The organism is Methylobacterium sp. C33D, assembly GCF_053345825.1.
Genome location: NZ_JBKFAV010000018.1, coordinates 81132 through 102027 on the forward strand (window position 1 = coordinate 81132; position 20896 = coordinate 102027).

Genomic DNA, 20896 nt, shown 5'->3' on the forward strand with positions numbered 1-20896 from the left:
GGACCCAGCACCGTCTGCCGGCGGTCGCGCTGCGGTGCGGATCGGACCGGTCGCCGTCGCGCCCGTATCGCGTCAGTCGAACACGGCGCAAAGGACGTATTGCCGAGCGCCGGAACGGCAACGCTGGTCCCGAACCTCAGCACCCGATGCGGGAGCCCGGCCGAAAACTGAGCGCGATCAAGTTGTTGGGCAATGGATGGCTCCCCGAGCAGGACTCGAACCTGCGACAAGGCGATTAACAGTCGCCTGCTCTACCAACTGAGCTATCGGGGATCACGAGGGGGTCTCTACACACCGCGATCGCGGGACGCAAGGGCCTCGATGCGGGATCTGCGCTCAAAGCGACGCGCGGTGCCCTGCGACAGAGCGCGACAGCCTTCCGGAGCCGATCGGCAGGACCGGAGTGTGGCCCATCGGCAACATGGCCCCGCACCCCCGTCGCCTGACTCGCCGGGTCTCGGGGGGGCGCCCGCGGGACGTCATCCGGTTGTCGTTACACACACCTACGGGGGCCGCCTCGCCGGCGTGCCGGTGTGATGACCCCGCGACCCATGCCGACCCATCGCTGTCTCGACCCTCTGGATCCCTACGCCGAGCGCGAGGTCTGCGTCGCCTTCGAGTGGACCGCCGGTCATCCCCGGCTGATCGCGGCTCTGGACGAGCACGAGGCCGACATCCTCCCCGACCTCGTCGAGGCGCAGCGCGACGATCTCCGTCGCGAGATCGTCGCCGCCCGTCAGCTGCCGAAGACGCGCATCCCCGGCCGGCCCGAGATCCGGCTGCCGTGATCGCCAACCGGATACGTTGCCGGTGCGCGTAGCACGCGGTCCGAGCGGGACCGGACGAATTCGATCTCGGCACCGGAGGCCGCCGCCTGCGCGCGGAACTGCATCGACGGCCCTCGACTGGCCGAGATCTGCTCGCTTGATGTTCGTGAATTTCCAGCGAAAACCGGCCTTTTGTCGGCAATTGAGTCGCAACAGGCAAGTAGAAAATAAGTGAATTTGCCGGCTATATTTACCTGTCGAAAAAGTTTTGTTTCTGTATAGCTGCGGCCGAGCGACTCTCTGTCCGAAGCGGCCCCTCATCATGCGCATCTCACTCGGTTTGAAGCTCTCCGCGGTGATCGGTCTGCTGGCCCTGGTGGCGATCGCCATCGCCGCCTTCGCGGTCCGCCAGTCGAACTGGGAACAGGAGCGCGCGGCCGCCACCGACCGGATCTGGAACGCCGGCCTGCAGGCGGGCGCGCTGGGACAGGCGATCGAGCACGCGGTGGTGCAGGCCACGGCCCTCTACACCGCGGAGGACACGACCGAGGCGCGTACCCGCCTGTCGGCGCTCCACGACGCCCTCGCCACGGTGGAGCAGGTGCGAGGGCCGTTCCTCGAGGCCATGGAGGATCAGCTTCCCGCCGACCGCCGGCGGCGCTTCGACCTCTTCGTCAAGGAATTCATCGCGTACCAGACCGACACCGCCGAACTCGGCCTGACGGTCTCGCCCAAGGCTGCCCTGATCCAGGCGACGGACGACGCGACCGTGAAGAACCGCGAGCGCATGGTCGCCGAGATCGGCATCCTCGGACGGGAGGTGTTGAACCGCCTGAATGCGCGTCGCGCCGCGGACGCCGCCGACCGCCGCCAGGCGCGGATCACCCTGGTGGTCGTGCCGGCCGTGGCGCTGGCACTCGGCCTGCTCGCGGCGATCTGGATCATCGTGAGTCAGGTGCGGCGGCCGCTGCATCGGCTCAAGGATGGCATGACGGCGCTCGCCGCGAGCGATCTCGACCGCGCGATCCCGTTCACGCATCGCCGCGACGAGATCGGCGAGATGGCCGCCGCCATCGCGGCGTTCCGCACGGCCCTGATCGAGAAGCGCGACCTCGACGCGGAGGCGCAGGCGCGGCGCGACCGCGACCGCAGCCGGGCCGAGGCCCTGGCCGCGGCGACGCGCGCCTTCGAGGCCGAGACGCATCGCGCCGTCACGGATCTCGCCGGCTCGGCCGAAGCGATGCAGGCGGCGGCCGACACCCTCTCGGGCAACGCGGGCGCGATGGCCGCCGAGGCGGCCGTCGTGGCCGGGGCGTCGAACCAGAGCGCGGGCCTCGTCGACAGCGTCGCCAGCGCGGCCGAGGAACTCTCGGCCTCGGCGCGGGAGATCGGGGCGCGGGTCCGGCACACCAGCGCGATCGCCACCTCGGCGCTCTCCGACACGCAGGGGCTCAAGGAGACGGTGATGAGCCTCTCGCAGGCGGCCGAGGAGATCGGCGCCGTGGTCACGCTGATCCGCGAGGTCGCCGAGCAGACGAACCTGCTCGCGCTCAACGCGACGATCGAGGCGGCCCGCGCGGGGGCTGCCGGGCGGGGCTTCGCGGTGGTCGCCGCGGAGGTGAAGGCGCTGGCCGGCCAGACGGCGCTCGCGACCGACCGCATCACCGGGCAGGTCGGGTCGATCCAGGGCGCCGCCGGGCGCACGGTCGGCGCCATCGGCACGATCGGCGAGACGATCGCCCGGATGAGCCTGATCGCGTCCGAGGTGGCCGACGCCACCGACCAGCAGGGCCAGGCCAGCCAGGAGATCGCGCGGGCGATCTCCGGCGCGGCGGCGGAGGCCCGGCAGGTCTCGGAGAGCGTGGCGGGCGTTCAGTCCGCGGCCGCGTCCAACGAGGCGCAGGCCGGCCAGGTGCGCGGCAGCGCCGCCCGGGTCAATGCCGGGACGCACAGCCTGCAGCGGGCGATCGAGACCTTCATGGTGGAGGTCCGCGACGCCTGACGGGCGCCGCATCGGCGCGTCGCGGCCGGTTCAATGTGTCTGGGAAGGATGGAGGCCTCGCCCGGAATCGAACCGGGGTGCAAGGATTTGCAGTCCTCTGCGTAACCACTCCGCCACGAGGCCTTCCCGAACGGCGCTGCCGTCCCGTCCGGAGCTTGGCGGACAGCTCCGGGTGCGCGTCTCTAGCAGAGGTCGACGGTCGCAGGCAACGGCCCCGAGACCCGGATTGTGCGGACCGCGTCAGCTCTGCCAGACCCGGGGCATCGGCAGGCCCCGGTAGCCCGCCAGGAACCGGGCGACGAGCCCCCGCAGGGGCCCCACCGCGTCGCCCAGCGCGCGGACCGCCAGATGGCCGTTCCAGGCGCTCGCCGCCGCCGTCGTTCCGGGCGCCGCGGCCTCGGCCAGACGGGTCCGCGCCTCGTCGAGGCGCCCCTCCGCGCCGGGGGAAACGTCGAGGATCGTCGCGCAGGCGCGGGCGCCGCCGCCGATGGCCGGGCGGGCGAGGTGGTCGCTGATCGGCCCTTCCAGCAGCACGTCGTCGGCGTAGGCGAGGCGCCCGCACCGGCGAATTCGCCACGAATCCTTCAACAGCCCGTCGCCGATCCGCTCGCCCCTTGCGGCGCGGCCGAACGCCACGACCTCCACGGCGATCAGCGCGGCCCCCTCGGCCAGATCGGCCTCGAAGCGCCGCCGCACCCGGGCGCGATCGAACAGGATCGTCTCCTGCGGCAGCCAGGCGAGGCCGGCCCCCTCCCCCAGGGTCAGGGTGTTGGCGATGCGGCTCACGGGTCCGTCCGAGCGGTAGATCTTCTCGGCCGCCGTGGTGGTCAGCACCAGGTCGGCCCCGGGTTCCAGGGCGAGGTCGATGGCGAAGGTGTCGCCGCAGGCCACGCCGCCCGCGGTGTTGACCAGAACGGCCTCCAGCGCGCCGGTCCCGCGGGGGAAGCGCAGCCGCGACGGCCCGGCTTCCGCCAGATCCAGGATGCGCGTCCCGCCGCCCGGACGGGCCGGCCCGACGCGCAGCCGGACGCGCCCGTCCGAGCGCTGGCGGGCGGGCGCGGTCCCGGTCGTCTCGGGCGGGGCCGACGGTGCGGGACGGCCGTGCATCAGGCGCGCCCGGCCGGCTCTGCCGGCACGGCCTCGATCGGCAGGGTCGGCCGATCGAGGATGCGCCGGCCGAACAGGCTGGCCACCAGCTCGACCAGCACCCGGGCGCTGCGGCCGCGCTCGTCCAGGAAGGGGTTGAGTTCCACCACGTCGAGGGAGCGGACCAGCCCGGAATCGTGGAGCATCTCCATGATCAGGTGCGCCTCCCGGAAGGTCGCGCCGCCCGGAACGGTGGTGCCCACCGCCGGGGCGATCGACGGATCGAGGAAATCGATGTCGAGGCTGACATGGAGATGCGCCCCCTGCGCGGCGACGCGGTCGAGCACCCGCCGCAGGGGGGCCACCACGCCGAACTCGTCGATCGTGCGCATGTCGGTGACGCCGACCCGGCGCGCCGTCACGAGGGCGCGCTCGCCGGCGTCGATTGACCGGAGGCCGAACAGGTGGACGTCGGCGGGTGGCAGGGGCGCCGGCGCGGGCTCGGCGAAGAGCGGCGGGAAGCCCGGCTCGCCGCACAGGGCGGCGAGCGGCATGCCGTGGACGTTGCCGGAGGGCGAGGTCGCCGGCGTGTTGAAGTCGGCGTGGGCGTCGAGCCAGAGCACGAAGACGGACCGGCCGTGCCGCGCGCAGTGCCGCATCACCCCGTCGACGGAGCCCAGGGACAGGCTGTGGTCGCCGCCGGCGGTCAGCGGGAGCGCCCCGGCGTCGAGGGCGTCCTCCACGGCCCTCGACAGGGCGCGCGTCCAGGCGGCGACACCCTCGAGCCCGCGCGTCCCGGCGGGCCCGTCCGGCACGACGTCCCCGCGATCCGCGATCGCGTGGCCGAGTTCGGCGAGCGCCCGGACGAGACCGGCCGTGCGCAGGGCGGCCGGGCCCATGAGGGCGCCGGCCTCGCTGGTCCCGACCTCGATCGGCGCCCCGATCAGCGCGATGCTGCGCGCCCGGTCCGACTGGTCTTCGCCGCTCATCCCACCTCCATCGCCGTCCCGGAGCACCGGTGCTCCGCGGCCGCTCTACCATCCGGACTCATAACCGTCCGATGACGGTGACCGCGAGACCGGATCGGCCAGCAAGATCCGTGACGGTGCGCCCGGGCCGGGATCGCGGCCGCGAGAAGATGCGCGCTCCGGGGGCGCGCCCGGGGCCGGCCATCCGTCACCGCGCCCGAGGTTCCGACGCCGACCCGCCCGGCGGAACCTTGCCGGGCGGGAGAATTGACCATTCACAACTTGGATTGTTGGTGTCTGGACTGCCTCGTAAGTTGTATGTGTCGGGTCTGCAGAAGGTCCGAGCAGTGTATTGGTGTTTACGAGTTTTTATAAGGATTGGGCGATTGGTACGCCTCAAGCAATCTCTCAAAGATTCAGGGTCATCATGATCACGCTATCGCGGCTGAGCACGCGCCTTCCCGCGACGACCGTCGGCCTGGCGCTCCTGAGCGCCACCGCCATGGGCGGCTTCAGCTGGTACTCGGCGCGGGCGGGACTGATGGCCGCGGCCCACGAGCGGCTCGAGCTCGCCGCGGCGGCGCGCCGGGACGCGATCGAGCTGGTGGCGGACCGGGCGCAGGCCGACTTCCTGGCGGTGGCGGCGCACCCGCAGATCGTCTCGAACTTCCCCGACCTGCTCGAGAACCTCGACCCGGCGAAGCCCGACACTGCGAGCGTGATCGAGGCGTTCCGCGCGCCGCAGACCGCCGAGGCGCGGGTCGCGCTCGACGGCAGCGGCATGCCGTCGATGTATGCCCGCCGGCACGTGAAGGTCCAGGAGGTGGCGCGCAAGCTCGTCGCGCAGCCGGGCTACGCCGACCTGCTGTTCCTCGATGACAACGGCCGGATCGACTACACCACGACGAAGGGTGCCGATTTCGGCAAGTCGGTGACGGACGACGGCCTGGCGGGGACGGCGCTCGCCCGCCTCGTCGAGCGCCTGAGATCCGCCGATCCGGGCGCGGTCCTCTACGAGGATTTCGCCGCCTACCCGGTGGACGGGGTCCCGGCCGCCTTCCTCGGCCGCGCCATGACCAAGCGGGCGAACGTCGCCATGGGCACGGCCCAGGCGGCCGAGCGGATCGGCTTCATCGTCATGCGGGTCACGCCGGCGCTGTTCGACCAGACGCTGTCGAAGCGGACCGGCCTCGGCGACACGGGTCAGATCCTGGCGGTCGGCGCGGACGGCCTCCTGCGCAGCAACCCGCCGCTGAACCCCGCCGTGCATGCCGGCGCGGGTCTCGGCGGGATCGGCCTCGCCGCCGACCGGGTCAAGGCCGGCGGTCCCGTCGACTTCGCGGCGGAGAACGGCGCCCACATGGCGGCCGCCTCGCCGGTGACCGTCCTGGGCGCGCCCTGGACGGTGGTGGCGGAGCAGACCCAGGCGGAGGCGATCGACGCGGTCCAGGCCCTGTCGCGCACGCTGATCCTGACCGGCCTGTTCGTGCTCGCCGGAACGGCCCTGCTCGGTCTCCTGCTCGCCCGCTCGATCGTGGCGCCGCTCGGCGCCCTGACCCGCGCGCTCAAGGCCCTCGCCGAGCGCCAGGCGCTGACCGACGTGCCGGGCAGCGCGCGGCGGGACGAGATCGGCGACATCGCCCGCGCCGTGGTCACGATCCGCGACATGTCGCTGGAGGAGGCCGCGCAGCAGCTCCAGACCACGGAGGCCGCGCGCCTGCGGGAGGAGCAGAGCCGGCGGGCCATGCTGAAGCAGCTCGCCGACGGCTTCGAGCGCTCGGTCGGCGGCATCGTCGAGGGCCTGACCGGCGCGGTCACGGAGCTGCAAGGGGCCTCGGACACCATGCGCGCCGCGGTCTCCAGCACCTCCGAGCGCTCGACCAGCGTCGCCGGGGCCGCGCAGCAGACCTCCGACAACGTCAACACCGTGGCCGCCGCGGCCGAGGAACTCGGCGCGACCGTCCAGGAGATCGGCCGGCAGGTCGAGCAGGCGGCCGGGATGTCCGCCACCGCCGTCGGCGAGGCCCGCCGGGCCGAGCAGACCATGACCGACCTCGCCGCGGCCGCGACGCGCATCGGCGACGTGGTCGGCATGGTCTCGACGATCGCCGGGCAGACCAACCTGCTGGCGCTCAACGCCACGATCGAGGCCGCCCGTGCCGGCGAGGCCGGCCGCGGCTTCGCGGTGGTCGCCGCCGAGGTCAAGGAACTCGCCGCGCAGACCACCCGCGCCACCGAGGAGATCAGCCGTCAGGTCGCCTCGATCCAGACGGTCACGGGTGACGCGGCCGGGGCGATCCAGGGCATCACGGCCCAGATCGAGGCGATGAACCAGGTGTCGACCAGCATCGCCGCCGCAGTGGACCAGCAGGGCGTCACCACGCAGGACATCGTGCGCAGCATGGGGCAGGCGTCGTCCGGCACCGGCACGATGACCCTGGAGATCGCCGAGGTCGCCCGGGTCGCGGGCGATGCCGGGGAGGCCGCGGACTCGGTCGCGCAGGCGTCCGATTCCCTGGCGTCGCGCTCGGAGCAGCTCCGCGCGGAGGTCGCGCAGTTCCTCCGCAACGTGCGGGCGGCGTAGGCCGGTCGCGACCCCGGGGCGGCCTCAGGCCGCCTCGGCCGGGAGCGGCGCGGGCTTCTGCGCCGCGCGCCCCGCGAAGGCCTGGGCGGCCAGCGGCAGCTCGATCGCCGCGCAGAGCCCGCCCTCGGGGCGGTTCTCCAGCCGCAGGCGCCCGTTATGGGCCTCGACGATGGCCTGCACGATCGAGAGGCCGAGGCCGAAGCCGCTGGCCTCGTTGAGATTGCGGGCTCGGTCGCCGCGCACGAAGGGCTGGAGCATCGCCTCGCGCTCCGCCTCGGGGATCCCCGGGCCGTTATCCAGGATGCAGACCCGGACACCGCGCTCGGACGCTTCCATCTGCACCTCGGCCCGGCCGCCGTACTTCACGGCGTTGTCCACGAGGTTGGTGACCGCGCGCTGGAGTTCCTCGGGCCGGCCCTGGACCAGGACGTGCCGGCTGCGGCTGACGCTGACCGGGGCGCCGAAATCCGAGTAGTCGTCGCAGACCGTCTGCACCACCGAGGCGAGATCCACGAGGCTGTGGCTGTTCGCGTCGCGGATCTGGCCGTCGCGCACGAAGGAGAGCGCCGCCTCGACGAGGCCGTTCATCTGGTCGAGGTCGCGCAGGGTCGAGGCCCGGGCATTCTCGTCCTCGATGAACTCGGCGCGCAGGCGGAGCCGGGTGATCGGCGTGCGCAGGTCGTGGCTGATCGCCGCCAGCATCTGCGTCCGGTCGTCGATCAGGCGGCGGACGCGCGACCGCATCCGGTCCAGCGCCCGGGACACGGCCAGCACCTCGCGCGGGCCCGCCTCCGGCAGCGCCACGTGGTCGTCGCGGGCGCCGAAGGCTTCCGCCGCGCCCGCGAGCCGCTTGAGCGGCGCCGTGAGGGCGCGCGTGGCCCAGACGCAGAGCAGCGCCAGCGTCAGCGCCAGGAACACCACGGTGAAGATCAGCGCCCCCTGGCGGGGGCCCCTCAGGGGATCGTTCGGCAGCGTCGCCTGGACCCGCACACCGGCCGGCGTGACGATGCCGATATGGAGGCGCCCGTCCGACGTGCCGCGCGCTCGGTCGCCCGCGGCGAGGTCGGTGATCGTCACCGGCCGGCCGGCGCCGTAGCGCAGCTTGCGGATTACCGGCAGGTCGGGGGCCGGCTTCGCCCCCGGCGGCACCGTCCCGTCCCAGGGCTCGACCTGGATCAGCGGCAGGCTGCGACCGCTCGCCAGCAGCGCCGGCCGCGCCGCCGGGTCAGCGGCGTCCATGAGTCTCACGAGCACGCCGAGACGGCTCGCGGCCACGCCCGGCAGCGTGTCGGGATTCTGGGACTCGTGCAGCATCAGGAACGCCGCGGTGGCGACCACGTGGGCCACCGCGATGCCGGCGACCACGAGCAGCGCGATCTGGCCGGCGATGGTCTTCGGGCGCAGCCGCGCGCGGAGCCGCCCCAGCCCGCTCATGACCGCGTCACCTCGGGCGTGAAAAGGTAGCCCCCGGACCGGATCGTGCGGATGAACTCGGGGTTGCGTGTGTCGCGCTCGATCTTCTGGCGGATCCGGGAGATCAGCACGTCGATGCTCCGCTCGAACGGGCCCGCGGCCCGGCCCTGGGTGAGGTCGAGGAGCTGGTCCCGCGACAGCACCCGCCCCGGTCGGAGGCAGAGGGCGTGGAGCAGGTCGAACTCCGCCCCGGTGATCGAGATGCGGGCGCCCTCGGGCGACAGGACCTGCCGCAGGGAGACGTCCAGCGTCCAGCCCGAGAAGTGCAGGCGCCGCCGCTCGTCGGCGTCCGGCGCCTCGGCGGCGACCCGGCGCAGGATCGCGCGGATGCGGGCGAGCAGCTCGCGCGGATTGAACGGCTTGGCGAGGTAGTCGTCGGCGCCGAGTTCGAGGCCGAGGATCCGGTCCACGTCCTCGGATTTCGCGGTCAGGATCAGGATCGGGATCTGCGAGGTGCCGCGCAGGCGCTTGCACAGGCTCAGTCCGTCCTCGCCGGGAAGCATCAGGTCGAGCACGATGAGGTCGATGCGCGCTTCCGCCAGGATCCGGTCCATGTCGGCCCCGTCACCGGCGAGCGTGACGCGGCAATCGTTGCCGCGCAGGTAGCGCGCGATCAGCGCCGAGATCTCCCGATCGTCCTCGACGACGAGGATGTGGGGTGTTGCGGGTGCGCTCATCGCAAAGGAGTCGGTCTGCGGGTCGGCCTGCATCATCAGGCTATTATGACGCCTTCCGCCGATTATTCGAAGGTGGGGCACGGAACCAATTTGTAAGCGCGTGTTTCCCGCACGGACCTGAACTGAGTTGCCGCACGGCGTCACACCACAGGGGGGAAACGATGACCGGAACCGAGGATCGGAAGGACCTGATCGCGCCGCGGCCGCCGGAACTCGCCTCGCCCTGGCGGACCGAGGCGCGGGCGGCGCTGCAGGCCGAGGCCCGCGCCTTCGCCCGCGACACCGTCCTGCCGCTCGCCGACGAGCTCGACCGTCACAAGGCCGAGATGCCGCGGACGCTCATCGACGCCATGGCCGAGAAGGGCTGGTTCGGGATCACGATCCCGGCGGAGCACGGCGGCCTGGGGCTCGGCGTGTTCGAGTACTGCCTCGTCTCGGAGGAGCTGGCCCGGGCCTGGCTGTCGGTGGGCAGCATCCTGGCCCGCGGCCAGGGACTCGGCACCCAGACCCTCGATCCGGAGCGCCGGGCGGAGCTGCTCCGGCGCTCGGCCCGGGGGCAGTGGATCGGCTCGATCTCCCTGTCGGAGCCCGATGCCGGGTCCGACCTCGCCGGCGTGCAGACCCGGGCGGTGCGCGACGGCGACCGGTGGCGGATCACCGGGACCAAGCGCTGGGCCGGCTTCGCCAAGGGCGCCGACTTCATCGAGGTCCTGGCCCGGACCCGCGACCCGGAGCCGGGGGAGTCGCGCTCGGCCGGCCTCGAACCGTTCCTCGTGCTCAAGGAGCGCGACAGCTTCCCCGCCGGCGTGACCGGCCGGGTGATCGACAAGATCGGCTATCACGGCTTCCAGACCTTCGAGCTGACCCTGGAGGACGTGTGCGTGCCCGAGAGCGACCGGCTCACAGGTCTCTACGGCGACCAGGGGGCGGACGCGGATTCCGGCGGGTTCGCCGCCGTTCAGCGCGGCCTCAACATCGCCCGGGTCCACACGGCAGCGCGGGCGGTCGGCGTCGCCCGCGCGGCGGTCGAGGATTGCCAGAGCTACCTCCAGGAGCGGGTCCAGTTCGGCCACCCGATCGGCGACTTCCAGGCGCTGCGCTTCGCGCTGGCCGACATGGCGGCCGAGGTCGCGCAGGCGCGCGCCTTCTGGCATCAGGTCGCCCACCTCCTCGACCTGGGCGAGCCCGCCGAGAGCGAGTCGGCGATGGTGAAGCTCCTGGCCACCGAGACGGCGGTGCGGGTCACCAACCAGGCCATGCAGCTCCACGGCGGCAACGGCTACACCACCGAGCGCCGCGTCGAGCGCTACTGGCGCGACGCGCGGCTGACGACGATCTTCGAGGGCACCAGCGAGATCCAGCGGCGGATCATCAGCGACCGCATGCTGCCGAGGCCCGGGGCCTGACCGACCGGGATCGATCGCGAGCGGCCGTGCGGCGAATCGTCGAGCGGGACTCCCCGCAACACGCCGTTCGGCTACCTCAGCACTCTGTCCTGCCCGGCAGACCGGGTACCGCCATCCGGAAGCCCCGTGTCGAAGCCCATCAGCGATTACGCCCTCATCGGGGACACCCACTCCTGCGCGCTGATCGCCCGGGACGGCTCCATCGACTGGCTGTGCTGGCCGCGCCACGATTCGCCGGCCCTGTTCGTGAAGCTCCTCGACGACGACAAGGGCGGGGCGTGCAGCCTCGCCCTCGACGGCCCGACCGGGAGTGCGCGCCGGTACCTCCCCGACACCAACATCCTGGAGACGACCTTTTTCACGGAGACCGGCCGGGCGCGCCTCGTCGACCTGATGCCCGTCAACCCGCCGAGCCCGGAGCCCGAGGAGGGGCCGGACGGCGAGAGCGAGAGCCGCCTGATCCGGCTGCTGACCTGCGAGCAGGGTCGGGTCTCGGGCGTGTTCCGGGTCCGCCCGACCTTCGACTACGCCCGCCGCCCCTGCACGCCGCTGGTCGAGGGCGGGTCGGTCCTGTTCGAGGCGGGGGACTGGCGCGTGCGGGTCAACGCGCAGCCCTGCCCGACCCTCGCGGGGGATTCGGCCGAGATCCGGTTCGACCTCGCGGAGGGCGAGACCGCCTATCTCGTCCTGACCCACGGCGAGGATCAGGACGAGGCCTGCATCGAGGACTTCGCCGGGGCCCGGCGCCGCCTGGAGACGACCGCCGATTACTGGCGGCGCTGGAGCGCCCGCAGCACCTATCGCGGTGCCTACCGGGACGCCGTGATGCGGTCCGCCCTTTGCCTGAAGCTGCTGACCTACTCGCCCTCGGGCGGGATCGTCGCGGCCGCGACGGCGGGCCTGCCCGAGGCGGTGCCGGGCAACCGCAACTACGATTACCGCTTCACCTGGATGCGGGACGCCGCCTTCACGGTCACCGCCTTCGTGATGCTGGGCTACGTCCGCGAGGCGTCCGAGTTCCTGCGCTTCCTGCGCGAGCGCGACGGCACCTTCGGGCGGGAGACGCGGCTCATGTACGGCATCGCCGGCGACATGCCGCCGGAGGAGGAACTGAGTCACCTCGCCGGCTGGAACGGCGTGGGGCCCGTGGTGATCGGCAACATCGCCGAGTGCCAGGACCAGCACGACATCTACGGCGAGCTGCTCCGGGCGCTGTGCGTGTTCCTCGAGGCGGTGGATTACGACCCGCCCGAGAAGGTCAACGACCGGCTGCCGGAGGTGCTGGACAACCTCACCGCCCGGGCCATCCGGCACCGCCACGACCCCGATAACGGCATCTGGGAGCTGCGCACCGGTCCGCGCCAGCAGGTCCACACCAAGGCGATGCTCTGGGTCGCCCTGCGGGACGCGGCCCGGATCGCCCGCAACATCGCGGGTGTATCGGACGCGAGGATCGCCGAGTGGGAGCGGATCGCCGCCGAGATCCGGTCGGAATACCTCGAGCGGGGATGGAGCGCCGAGAAGCAGGCCTATGTCGGCGCCTACGACTCGCACCATCTCGACGCCGCTGTCCTGCGCGTCGCCCTGTTCGGGGCCCTCGACCCGCGGGAGCCGCGCATGCGCGCGACCCTGGCGGCGGTCGAGCGCGAGCTGGGCGTCGGCGACCTGATCTACCGCTACCGCATGGAAGACGGCCTGGAGGGTGACGAGGGCACGTTCACGGCCTGCGCGTTCTGGCGGGTCGGCTGCCTCGCCCTCGACGGGCGGACCGACGAGGCCAAGGCCACGTTCGAGCGGCTGATCGCCCGGTGCAACGATGTCGGGCTGCTCGCCGAGGAGATCGACCCGGCCACCGGCGCCCAGCGCGGGAACACGCCGCAGGGCTTCTCCCACATGGCCCTGATCAACGCCGCGCTGCGGCTGGAGGACAGCATCGCGCGCTTCGGCGTGGACGACGGGGCGGAGACCGCGGCCCGGACGGCCGCCGAGTAGCGACGCTCCGGTTCCCGACGCGGGCCGGTCGGCGCCCTCAACGCCGCGCCGGGCAGCGTGCGGATCCTCGTGCAGGACAGTAGGCTCGCGGAGGCGCCGGTCAACGTCCATCCCCTGGTCAGCACGCGCACCCTGACCCTCACGCCGGACGATCTGCTGGCCGCGCTCCGCGCGGACGGGCACGCGCCGGAGCCGTTCGCGCTGCCGGAGGCGGCGTGGGCGCCCTGACGCGGCTTCCTGCGAGGGCGGAGAGCGACGGCGCGCTCAGCAGGCGGCGACGTTGACCGCGAGGCCGCCGAGGGACGTTTCCTTGTACTTGGCCTGCATGTCGTGCCCGGTCTGGCGCATCGTCTCGATGACCTGATCGAGGCTCACGAAGTGCACCCCGTCGCCGTGGAGGGCGAGGGAGGCGGCCGCCACCGCCTTGTTGGCGCCGAAGGCGTTGCGCTCGATGCAGGGGATCTGGACGAGCCCGCCGATCGGGTCGCAGGTCATGCCCAGATGGTGCTCCATGGCGATCTCGGCGGCGTTGGCGACCTGCCGCGCGTCGCCCCCGAGCACGGCGGCGAGCCCGGCCGCCGCCATGGCGGCCGCGGAGCCGACCTCGCCCTGGCAGCCGACCTCGGCGCCCGAGATCGAGGCCCGGCGCTTGATCAGGCCGCCGATCGCGGCGGCGGCGAGGAGGTAGTCGCGGCCCCGCGCCTCGCTCCAGCCGGGATAGAAGTCGACGATGTAGCGCAGCACCGCCGGCACGATCCCGGCCGCGCCGTTGGTCGGCGCCGTCACGATCCGGCCGCCGGACGCGTTCTCCTCGTTCACCGCCAGGGCGAACAGGCTGATCCAGTCCATGATCTCGTGGGCGGGCCGGCTGTTCGCGAGGCGGTTCGCCTCGAGGGTCTCGTGCAGGCGCTTCGCCCGCCGCCGGACCCTGAGGCCGCCGGGCAGCTCGCCGTCCATGCGCAGGCCGCGGGCGATGCAGGCCAGCATGGCGTCGCGGACGGCGTCGAGCCCAGCCTCGATCTCGGCCTCGCCGCGCAGGGCGCGCTCGTTGGCCATCTGGACCTGCGGGATGGTGAGGCCCGTCTCGGCACAGATCCGCAGCAGGTCGGCGCCGCTCTCGAACGGGTGGGGCAGTGCGACGGTGCCGAGGCCGGCGGCCTCCGCCGCCCCCTCCTCCTCGACGAAGCCGCCGCCGACCGAGTAGCAGACGACCTCGTCCAGCACGGCGCCGTCGGCGTCGAGGGCGCGGAAGCGCATGCCGTTGGTGTGGCGGGGCAGCACCTCGGTGAAGTTGAAGATCAGGTCCTTCGTCGTGTCGAAGGCGACGCCCGGCAGGCCGATGGCGCCGGTCTCGGCCAGCCCCCGCGTGTAGCCCGCCACGGCGTCCGGATCGACGGTCGCGGGCTCGTGGCCGAGCAGGCCGAGGAAGATCGCCACGTCGGTGCCGTGGCCGCGCCCGGTCCAGGCGAGGGAGCCGAAGATCTCCGCGCTCACCCGCGCGACGCCGGTCCGGCCGGCGACGCGGTCGCGGAAGCGGCGCGCGGCCACCATCGGCCCGATCGTGTGGGAACTCGACGGGCCGATCCCGATCTTGAACAGATCGAAGGCGCTGATCATCGCGCGGCGGCTCTCTCCAGCTGGCCGGCCCCGAAGGCGGCCTCCTCCAGCAAGCCATACACGGAGTTCGCGAAGGTCCGCCAGCACGCCACCCAGTATGTCGGGACCGGGCCGGGGCGACGGATCCGCACGATCTTGGCCTTGCCGAGGAGCGTGCGGGCGGCACTGCCCGCCGGGAAGGCGGCGTCGCCGAGGTCGAGGGGGCAGCCGGCCTCGAGAGTGATCGCGGCCGCGACCCCGCGGCCGTCGATCCCGACATTGCGGTGCGACACGTCCACGAGGGCGCGCCCGGCCGCCGACACGCGGAGGAACACCGGGAGGTCGGGCCACTCGGTCTGGAGGTGATCCACCATGTGGGCCGGCACCCGGGCGGCGCCGCCCGTTGTGGTCGTGACGGGAAGCCCTCGGGCGACACGCGCGCCCACGGTCCCGCGATCGTCGACCCGGTCACGGAGACGGTACGGTTCGCGCCAGGGCGCGACGTCGCCGGAGCAAGGGCGATCCGAGACGCGGACGGCCGTTCCGACGCAGCGGTGCGCGGCACATCTGCGTCGAGGCTTCGTCCCGGTCCGGCGCGTCCGCACCGGAGCCCGCGGCACGCCTGACTCGGCGGCCCCGATGAGCTACGAGGCGTCCGGCCGAAGCGGTGGGCGCCTGGATGCGGTTAGAGATCGAGCGGAAGTTCCTCGTGGCGGGCGATGGCTGGCGTGCCGCGGCCACATCCATTCGTCACCTGAAGGACGGTCTGGTCGGTCACTTCGCCCGCGGGAAGGTCCGCGTGCGCCTCGACGGCGAGCGCGCCTGGCTCACGGTCAAGGGGGCCCGCGAAGGCATTGCCCGCGCCGAGTTCGAGTACGAGATCCCGCATGCCGACGGCGCCGCCATGGTCGATCAGGTGTGCACCGGCAACGTGATCGAGAAGACCCGGTACTGCGTCCCGCACGACGGGCTGACCTGGGAGGTCGACGTGTTCCAGGGCTCGCTGGCCGGGATGGTCCTGGCCGAAATCGAACTCGCGCGCGCCGACCAGTCCTTCAGGAAGCCCGCCTGGCTCGGCGAGGAGGTGACCGGCGACCTGCGGTTCCGCCAGTCGACGCTGCTCCATCTCTGCTGCGAGGCCGGCCGGCCGATCACGATGGACGACGTGCTGCGGCTGCCGGTGGCCGCCTAGCGCCGGATCGCGACCCTCGCTCAGCCGTCGCGGCGCAGGGTTCGGTCGAACAGGGCGCCCATCGCTGTCCAGCCGCGCTCCGCGGCCGCGCGATCGTGGACGGGGAAATCCGGCATCATCCAGCCGTGCGCGGCAGGGTAGGTCTCCGCCGCGTACCGGACATCCGCGCGCGACAGCGCCGTCTCCAGGCGCTCGGCCATCTCGGGCGGGTAGCTGCCGTCGTTCTCGGCGGCCGCGATGTACACCTCGGCTCTCAGCTTCGACGCGAGACGATGCGGGCTCGCGGGTTCCTCGGTGGCGAGATTGCCGCCGTGAAAGCTGGCGACGGCCGCGAACCGGCCGGGAAACGTGCCGGCCGCCGTGATGGCCATGCGGCCGCCCATGCAGAAGCCCACCGCGCCGACCGCGCGCCCGGCGACGTCGTCGCGCGTGTCGAGATAGGCGAGGAGGGCCGCAGTGTCGGCCGCGGCCTTAAGGTTGTCGGTCGTCGCCATCAGCGGACCGAGGATCGCGCGGAAATCGCCCTTGAACACCTCCGCGGGGACGAAGGGGCCATACGGCCCGTAGCGGTAGAAGAGATCCGGCAACAGGACGCGGTAGCCGCCGGTCGCGAGCCGCCTTGCCATGTCGACGAGGGCGGGACGGATGCCGCCGGCATCCATGTACAGGATCACGGCCGGCCAGGGCCCCGCGCCGTCCGGCGCGACGACGTGCGTCCCGCATACGCCGTCCTCGGTCCGGATCGCGACCTGCTCGTTGACCATGCTCGGTTCCTCGACGGGGCACCCGCACGTTCTGCGCCCGTCGTCGGAAAACCGCTAGGCCGTCGACCGCACCCGACGTCCTGGGCCGGCGGCGCTGCGGCGACCGTCCTCGCCGACCAGCAGGCCGTCCCCATCGCTCCGCCGGGAAGCCGGGTGGTCTGATCCGTTGCCGGTTCGCCGGCGCGGTCCGGCTTCGGTTTGCGGGCCGGACGGTATACGGGTCGCCGCGCCGGTCTCCGATCTCGCGAGTTCGCGATCTGCGGGGTCCCGGCCTCCGCCGAGAAGGCTGCTCATGGACGAGGCGAAACCCCGGCGCAAAACGACGATCGCGCGGGCGGGGGCGGGGCGGACGGGCTACGTCACGGTCCGGGGCGCGCGGGAGCACAACCTGCGCGACATAGACGTGGAGATGCCGCGCGATGCCCTCGTCGTGTTCACGGGCGTCTCCGGGTCCGGCAAGTCCTCGCTGGCCTTCGGGACCCTCTACGCGGAGGCCCGGCGCCGCTACTTCGAGTCGGTCGCGCCCTACGCGCGCCGGATGATCGACCAGGTCGGCGTCCCCGACGTCGATTCGATCGAGGGCCTTCCTCCGGCTGTCGCCCTCCAGCAGCAGCGCGGCACCCCCAGCGCGCGCTCGTCGGTCGGCAGCGTCACGACCCTGTCGAGCCTCGTGCGCCTGATGTACTCGCGCGCCGGCACCTACCCGCCCGGCCAGCCGATGCTCTACGCGGAGGATTTCTCGCCCAACACCCCGCAGGGCGCCTGCCCGTCCTGCGGCGGCCTCGGGCGGGTCTACCGGGCCACGGAAGCCTCGATGGTGCCGGATCCGTCCCTGACGATCCGCGAGCGTGCCGTCGCGGCCTGGCCGCAGGCCTGGGGCGGTCAGAACCTGAGGGACATCCTCGTCAGCCGGGGCGTCGACGTCGACACGCCCTGGCAGGCGCTGCCCCGGACGCTCCGGGACTGGATCCTGTTCACGGACGAGCAGCCGCAGGAACCGGTCTATGCCGGCCTGTCCCCGGAGCAGACGCGGCTCGCCCGCCGCCGTGGGCTGGAGCCGAGCTACATGGGCACGTTCACCAGCGCCCGCCGCCACGTGCTCGGCACGTTCACCAACTCGCAGAGCGCCCTGATGCGCCGCCGCGCCGCGAGCTACCTCGTGAGCGAGGATTGCCCGGCCTGTCACGGGAAGCGGCTGAAGCCCGAGGCGCTCTCGGTGACGTTCGCGGGGCTGGATATCGGCGACCTGTCGCGCATGCCGCTCACCGCGCTCGCCGAGGCCCTGCGGCCGGCGGCCGAGGACCGGCAGCCCGAGCCCGAGGCCGGGGCCGCGCCCGCCACCCTCGACCGCGCGGTGGGCCGGAAGGACCGCGCCGCGCGGGCCGCGTCCGGCGGCTCGGCCCATGCGGGCGCGCCGGACGTGCGCGTCACGCCGAATCTGTCCATCGAGAAGCGCCTCGCGGCCCAGCGCCTGGCCTCCGACCTCATCGCGCGGATCGGGACGCTGGCGGATCTCGGTCTCGGCTACCTCTCGCTGGACCGGGCCACTACGACCCTGTCGTCGGGTGAGCTGCAGCGCCTCCGCCTGGCGACCCAGCTGCGCTCGCAGCTCTTCGGCGTCGTCTACGTGCTCGACGAGCCCACCGCCGGGCTTCACCCCGCCGACGGGGACGCCATGCACGACGCGCTGGCCGGGTTGCTCGCCGCGGGCAACTCGCTGTTCGTCGTCGAGCACGACATCGCCACGATGCGCCGCGCCGACTGGCTCGTCGATGTGGGACCGGAAGCGGGCGAGAACGGCGGCACGATCCTCTACAGCGGGCCGACGGAGGGCTTGCGTGACGTCGCGGCGTCGCGGACGCGGCTCTACCTGTTCGGGCTCGCGGAGGCGCCCCCGCGGCCGCTCCGGGAGCCCGCCGGGTGGCTGCGGCTGGAGGGCGTCGTCCGCAACAACCTGAAGGATGTGTCGGTCCCGTTCCCGATCGGGTGTCTCACCGCCGTGACCGGCGTCTCGGGTTCCGGGAAGTCGAGCCTGGTCAGCCACGCGCTGCTCGAGCTCGTCGGAGCGCGACTCGGCCGGCCGGTGAAGACCGAGGACGAGCCGGACGATCCGCTGGATGAGGCGCCGGGTCCGTCGGAGGGTCGCATCGCCGGCGCCCTGGACGGCATCGGGCGCTTGGTGAGGGTCGACCAGAAGCCCATCGGGCGCACGCCGCGCTCGAACCTCGCCACCTATACGGGCCTGTTCGACGCCGTCCGCAAGCTGTTCGCCGCGACGCCCGAGGCTCGGAAACGCCGCTACGATGCGGGCCGCTTCTCCTTCAACGTGGCCAAGGGGCGCTGTCCGGCCTGCGAGGGCGAGGGGTTCGTCAGCGTCGAGCTGCTGTTCATGCCGAGCGTCTACGCCCCCTGCCCGACCTGCCACGGCACGCGCTACGCGCCGGAGACGCTGGAGGTCCCCTGGAGCGGGCTGAGCATCGCGGACGTGCTCGCCCTGACCGTCGACCGGGCCTGCGCGGCCTTCGCGGACGAGCCGTCCGTCCTGCGGCCGCTCACCGTGCTGCGCGATCTCGGCCTCGGCTACCTGCGGCTCGGTCAGCCGGCGACCGAGCTCTCCGGCGGCGAGGCTCAGCGCATCAAGCTCGCCACCGAGCTGCAGCGCGGCCAGCGCGGCGGCACGCTCTACGTCCTCGACGAGCCGACGACGGGCCTGCACCCGACCGACGTCGACCGCCTCATGGTCCAGCTCAACGGTCTGGTCGACGCGGGCAACACCGTCGTCATGGTCGAGCACGACATGCGCGTCGTCGCCCGGGCCGACCACGTGATCGACATGGGCCCCGGCGGCGGCGACCAGGGCGGCACCGTCGTGGCCGCCGGCCGGCCCGAGACCGTCGCCGCGGCTCCCACCAGCCGCACGGCGCCGTATCTGCGCGAGCAGCTCGCGATGACCGGCGATGCGGCGCGGCCGGCGGGCTGAGACCGAGATCCGCCACCCGCGCGGGGCAGATCGGAGCCGAGGATGCGCGCCGTCATCGCGAACACGCGTCCCGCGCGACCCGATCGGTGCCCGCATCGGGAATGCCGAAGAGCGCGCTGCAATGCAGGATCGATTATGATGACGTTCACGGGATCAGTCATGATCCGCTGGCGTTTCAATTGTTACTGTTGAAATCTCCGGAGGATTGCCATGGGCCTCGCCGCGTTCGCCGTGTTCGTCATTCCGTGGGTTCTGCTCGCGGTCTTTCTGACGCGGTCCCCCTCGGTTCTTCGCCTGGGCGCTGCACCGGCGCCGTGGCGGTACATCCCGACCCACAAGGAGATGGCCCGCGCCGATCGTCGCGCGATGCACCCGCATGACAGGCAAGGGGCCGGCGGGGTCTCGAACCGGGACCGGCCCGGCCGGAACGATCCGCCCGCGGGCGGTGCGCTGGGCACGAGCGCGGAGCCCACGGAGCCCGATGACAAGCTCAGCGCGTAGGCCGCACCGGCGTGCCGAGGCGGACGCCGCTGCCCGTTCCCGGGCCTGTGGGGCGCCGCCGGACCGATCGGAGATCCACGGGCTGACCGGCACCGTCCCGCCGCGCGCCCGTCCCACGGGGCCGGCCAGGCAGCACGGAGGTCACGCACTCACGGTGGGGTGCGGCCTGCAGTAGCTGTCGCGCACCGCGGGAATGTCGTCGTAGCCGTCGACGGTGCAGAAATACGTGCACACCAGCCACGCGGCCAGGGCGAGGCACAGAACGCCGTTGTATGCCCACAGGCCGATCACGCGCCGGCTGGGCAGGTTCGGCAGTCCGACGACGGACCCCGGCACCCAGTCGACCGCGAAGACGATCGTGCAGAAGGCGCCCAGGACGCCGGCCATCATCACGGCGAGAGCGGTGGAGGTCATTGCGCTTCCCGCTCGCGGGGGCCGGGGAACAGGCGGCGCGGTTTAACGGTGCGCCCGACCTGCCTACGACGCCTTCTGGAGGACACGCGCGGCCGAAGACCCGTCACAGCTCCCTCCCGCCCCGCCGATCAGCGCCATGACAGCAAGCGGCGACGGCGCCGACGAACCGAGACTGGCAAGCGCGCGACGCCGGCACGCGTCGCGTCGACTGCTTGATATGGATGAGGGGTAAAGTGCCCATCAGGTCGGCGACCTGTCTGGAAGTCTTGGTGGGCGCACTAGGGTTCGAACCTAGGACCCGCTGATTAAGAGTCAGCTGCTCTCGCCGTTTTGGGCGGGTTTCGGGGTTAGGAACGCGTAGCTAACCGGGGATAAGTTCGCAAGGCGTTAAGGGCACTTACGGGCAACCGTAGACGGGCAGGCCCATTTTGGTGCTTTCTGGCCCCCCGCCCAAAGCCGCCCAAGAAAACCCGCCCAAAATGGCCCGCATCCCC

Annotated in this window: 17 protein-coding genes and 2 tRNA genes; 9 read left to right on the plus strand and 10 right to left on the minus strand. The window is 72.5% G+C overall.

Features of this window, described 5'->3' with window-relative positions; genetic code table 11:
- Nucleotides 1–197: 197 nt before the first annotated feature.
- Nucleotides 198–273 (minus strand) — tRNA-Asn (locus ACLBXO_RS16175).
- Between the two features lie 278 nt (nucleotides 274–551).
- Between ACLBXO_RS16175 and ACLBXO_RS16180 the strand changes: the two genes are divergently transcribed.
- Nucleotides 552–788, plus strand: a complete 237-nt coding sequence (locus ACLBXO_RS16180) for a hypothetical protein (protein WP_447685973.1) — start codon at nucleotides 552–554, stop codon at nucleotides 786–788.
- A gap of 301 nt (nucleotides 789–1089) precedes the next feature.
- Nucleotides 1090–2769 carry a methyl-accepting chemotaxis protein gene (locus ACLBXO_RS16185; RefSeq protein WP_447685974.1) on the plus strand — a complete coding sequence of 560 codons (1680 nt, stop codon included), beginning with the start codon at nucleotides 1090–1092 and terminating at the stop codon, nucleotides 2767–2769.
- Nucleotides 2770–2818: 49 nt separating this feature from the next.
- On the opposite strand, the gene ACLBXO_RS16190 is transcribed toward ACLBXO_RS16185, so the two are convergent.
- From ACLBXO_RS16190 to rocF, 3 genes are all read right to left on the minus strand, one after another.
- Nucleotides 2819–2892, minus strand: a tRNA-Cys gene (locus tag ACLBXO_RS16190).
- 117 nt (nucleotides 2893–3009) lie between these two features.
- The gene (locus tag ACLBXO_RS16195) at nucleotides 3010–3876 is read right to left on the minus strand and encodes an urease accessory protein UreD (RefSeq protein WP_447685975.1); all 867 of its coding nucleotides are present in this window, start codon (nucleotides 3874–3876) and stop codon (nucleotides 3010–3012) included.
- Nucleotides 3876–4844: an arginase gene (gene rocF, locus ACLBXO_RS16200; protein WP_331318188.1), complete on the minus strand. Its 969-nt coding sequence runs from the start codon at nucleotides 4842–4844 to the stop codon at nucleotides 3876–3878. Before rocF ends, ACLBXO_RS16195 begins: the two co-directional genes overlap by 1 nt.
- A gap of 406 nt (nucleotides 4845–5250) precedes the next feature.
- Here rocF and ACLBXO_RS16205 point away from each other — a divergent pair, with 406 nt between their 5' ends.
- Entirely contained in the window at nucleotides 5251–7407 is a 2157-nt protein-coding gene (locus ACLBXO_RS16205) for a methyl-accepting chemotaxis protein (RefSeq protein WP_331318186.1), read from the plus strand.
- A 24-nt stretch (nucleotides 7408–7431) separates the two neighbouring features.
- Here the strand turns inward: ACLBXO_RS16205 and ACLBXO_RS16210 are convergent, their stop codons facing one another.
- Both ACLBXO_RS16210 and ACLBXO_RS16215 read right to left on the minus strand, forming a co-directional pair.
- Complete coding sequence (locus ACLBXO_RS16210) at nucleotides 7432–8841, minus strand: ATP-binding protein (protein ID WP_447685976.1); 1410 nt, start codon at nucleotides 8839–8841, stop codon at nucleotides 7432–7434.
- Nucleotides 8838–9593, minus strand: a complete 756-nt coding sequence (locus tag ACLBXO_RS16215) for a response regulator (protein WP_331318183.1) — start codon at nucleotides 9591–9593, stop codon at nucleotides 8838–8840. Before ACLBXO_RS16215 ends, ACLBXO_RS16210 begins: the two co-directional genes overlap by 4 nt.
- Before the next feature lie 125 nt (nucleotides 9594–9718).
- Here ACLBXO_RS16215 and ACLBXO_RS16220 point away from each other — a divergent pair, with 125 nt between their 5' ends.
- The 3 genes from ACLBXO_RS16220 (at nucleotide 9719) to ACLBXO_RS16230 (ending at nucleotide 13183) form a co-directional block, all read left to right on the plus strand.
- Nucleotides 9719–10963 carry an acyl-CoA dehydrogenase family protein gene (locus ACLBXO_RS16220; RefSeq protein ID WP_447685977.1) on the plus strand — a complete coding sequence of 415 codons (1245 nt, stop codon included), beginning with the start codon at nucleotides 9719–9721 and terminating at the stop codon, nucleotides 10961–10963.
- 126 nt (nucleotides 10964–11089) lie between these two features.
- Nucleotides 11090–12955: a glycoside hydrolase family 15 protein gene (locus ACLBXO_RS16225; protein ID WP_447685978.1), complete on the plus strand. Its 1866-nt coding sequence runs from the start codon at nucleotides 11090–11092 to the stop codon at nucleotides 12953–12955.
- Between the two features lie 69 nt (nucleotides 12956–13024).
- On the plus strand, nucleotides 13025–13183 hold the full coding sequence (locus ACLBXO_RS16230; protein WP_331318179.1) for a hypothetical protein: 159 nt from the start codon (nucleotides 13025–13027) through the stop codon (nucleotides 13181–13183).
- Nucleotides 13184–13219: 36 nt separating this feature from the next.
- On the opposite strand, the gene ACLBXO_RS16235 is transcribed toward ACLBXO_RS16230, so the two are convergent.
- On the minus strand, nucleotides 13220–14572 hold the full coding sequence (locus ACLBXO_RS16235; RefSeq protein WP_331318177.1) for an L-serine ammonia-lyase: 1353 nt from the start codon (nucleotides 14570–14572) through the stop codon (nucleotides 13220–13222).
- Nucleotides 14569–14925: a hypothetical protein gene (locus ACLBXO_RS16240; RefSeq protein WP_447685979.1), complete on the minus strand. Its 357-nt coding sequence runs from the start codon at nucleotides 14923–14925 to the stop codon at nucleotides 14569–14571. The genes ACLBXO_RS16235 and ACLBXO_RS16240 overlap by 4 nt, the downstream gene beginning before the upstream one ends.
- A 305-nt stretch (nucleotides 14926–15230) precedes the next feature.
- On the opposite strand from ACLBXO_RS16240, the gene ACLBXO_RS16245 reads away from it, so the two are divergent.
- Nucleotides 15231–15743, plus strand: coding sequence for a CYTH domain-containing protein (locus ACLBXO_RS16245; RefSeq protein WP_331318173.1), 513 nt, complete (start codon nucleotides 15231–15233; stop codon nucleotides 15741–15743).
- 20 nt (nucleotides 15744–15763) lie between these two features.
- On the opposite strand, the gene ACLBXO_RS16250 is transcribed toward ACLBXO_RS16245, so the two are convergent.
- Complete coding sequence (locus tag ACLBXO_RS16250; protein WP_331318171.1) at nucleotides 15764–16507, minus strand: dienelactone hydrolase family protein; 744 nt, start codon at nucleotides 16505–16507, stop codon at nucleotides 15764–15766.
- Nucleotides 16508–16799: 292 nt separating this feature from the next.
- Here ACLBXO_RS16250 and ACLBXO_RS16255 point away from each other — a divergent pair, with 292 nt between their 5' ends.
- Together ACLBXO_RS16255 and ACLBXO_RS16260 are read left to right on the plus strand one after the other, a co-directional pair.
- Entirely contained in the window at nucleotides 16800–19487 is a 2688-nt protein-coding gene (locus ACLBXO_RS16255) for an excinuclease ABC subunit A (protein ID WP_447685980.1), read from the plus strand.
- Nucleotides 19488–19697: 210 nt separating this feature from the next.
- Entirely contained in the window at nucleotides 19698–19988 is a 291-nt protein-coding gene (locus ACLBXO_RS16260) for a hypothetical protein (RefSeq protein WP_447685981.1), read from the plus strand.
- Nucleotides 19989–20129: 141 nt separating this feature from the next.
- Here the strand turns inward: ACLBXO_RS16260 and ACLBXO_RS16265 are convergent, their stop codons facing one another.
- Entirely contained in the window at nucleotides 20130–20402 is a 273-nt protein-coding gene (locus tag ACLBXO_RS16265; RefSeq protein ID WP_331318166.1) for a hypothetical protein, read from the minus strand.
- Between the last annotated feature and the right edge of the window lie 494 nt (nucleotides 20403–20896).

Bases quoted from the DNA above. Each gene is read 5' to 3' on its own strand.
- ACLBXO_RS16180 (WP_447685973.1), top strand. From the start codon at position 552: ATGCCGACCCATCGCTGTCTCGACCCTCTGGATCCCTACGCCGAGCGC.
- ACLBXO_RS16185 (WP_447685974.1), top strand. From the start codon at position 1,090: ATGCGCATCTCACTCGGTTTGAAGCTCTCCGCGGTGATCGGTCTGCTG.
- ACLBXO_RS16195 (WP_447685975.1), bottom strand. From the start codon at position 3,876: ATGCACGGCCGTCCCGCACCGTCGGCCCCGCCCGAGACGACCGGGACC.
- rocF (WP_331318188.1), bottom strand. From the start codon at position 4,844: ATGAGCGGCGAAGACCAGTCGGACCGGGCGCGCAGCATCGCGCTGATC.
- ACLBXO_RS16205 (WP_331318186.1), top strand. From the start codon at position 5,251: ATGATCACGCTATCGCGGCTGAGCACGCGCCTTCCCGCGACGACCGTC.
- ACLBXO_RS16210 (WP_447685976.1), bottom strand. From the start codon at position 8,841: ATGAGCGGGCTGGGGCGGCTCCGCGCGCGGCTGCGCCCGAAGACCATC.
- ACLBXO_RS16215 (WP_331318183.1), bottom strand. From the start codon at position 9,593: ATGATGCAGGCCGACCCGCAGACCGACTCCTTTGCGATGAGCGCACCC.
- ACLBXO_RS16220 (WP_447685977.1), top strand. From the start codon at position 9,719: ATGACCGGAACCGAGGATCGGAAGGACCTGATCGCGCCGCGGCCGCCG.
- ACLBXO_RS16235 (WP_331318177.1), bottom strand. From the start codon at position 14,572: ATGATCAGCGCCTTCGATCTGTTCAAGATCGGGATCGGCCCGTCGAGT.
- ACLBXO_RS16240 (WP_447685979.1), bottom strand. From the start codon at position 14,925: ATGGTGGATCACCTCCAGACCGAGTGGCCCGACCTCCCGGTGTTCCTC.
- ACLBXO_RS16245 (WP_331318173.1), top strand. From the start codon at position 15,231: ATGCGGTTAGAGATCGAGCGGAAGTTCCTCGTGGCGGGCGATGGCTGG.
- ACLBXO_RS16250 (WP_331318171.1), bottom strand. From the start codon at position 16,507: ATGGTCAACGAGCAGGTCGCGATCCGGACCGAGGACGGCGTATGCGGG.
- ACLBXO_RS16255 (WP_447685980.1), top strand. From the start codon at position 16,800: ATGGACGAGGCGAAACCCCGGCGCAAAACGACGATCGCGCGGGCGGGG.
- ACLBXO_RS16260 (WP_447685981.1), top strand. From the start codon at position 19,698: ATGGGCCTCGCCGCGTTCGCCGTGTTCGTCATTCCGTGGGTTCTGCTC.
- ACLBXO_RS16265 (WP_331318166.1), bottom strand. From the start codon at position 20,402: ATGACCTCCACCGCTCTCGCCGTGATGATGGCCGGCGTCCTGGGCGCC.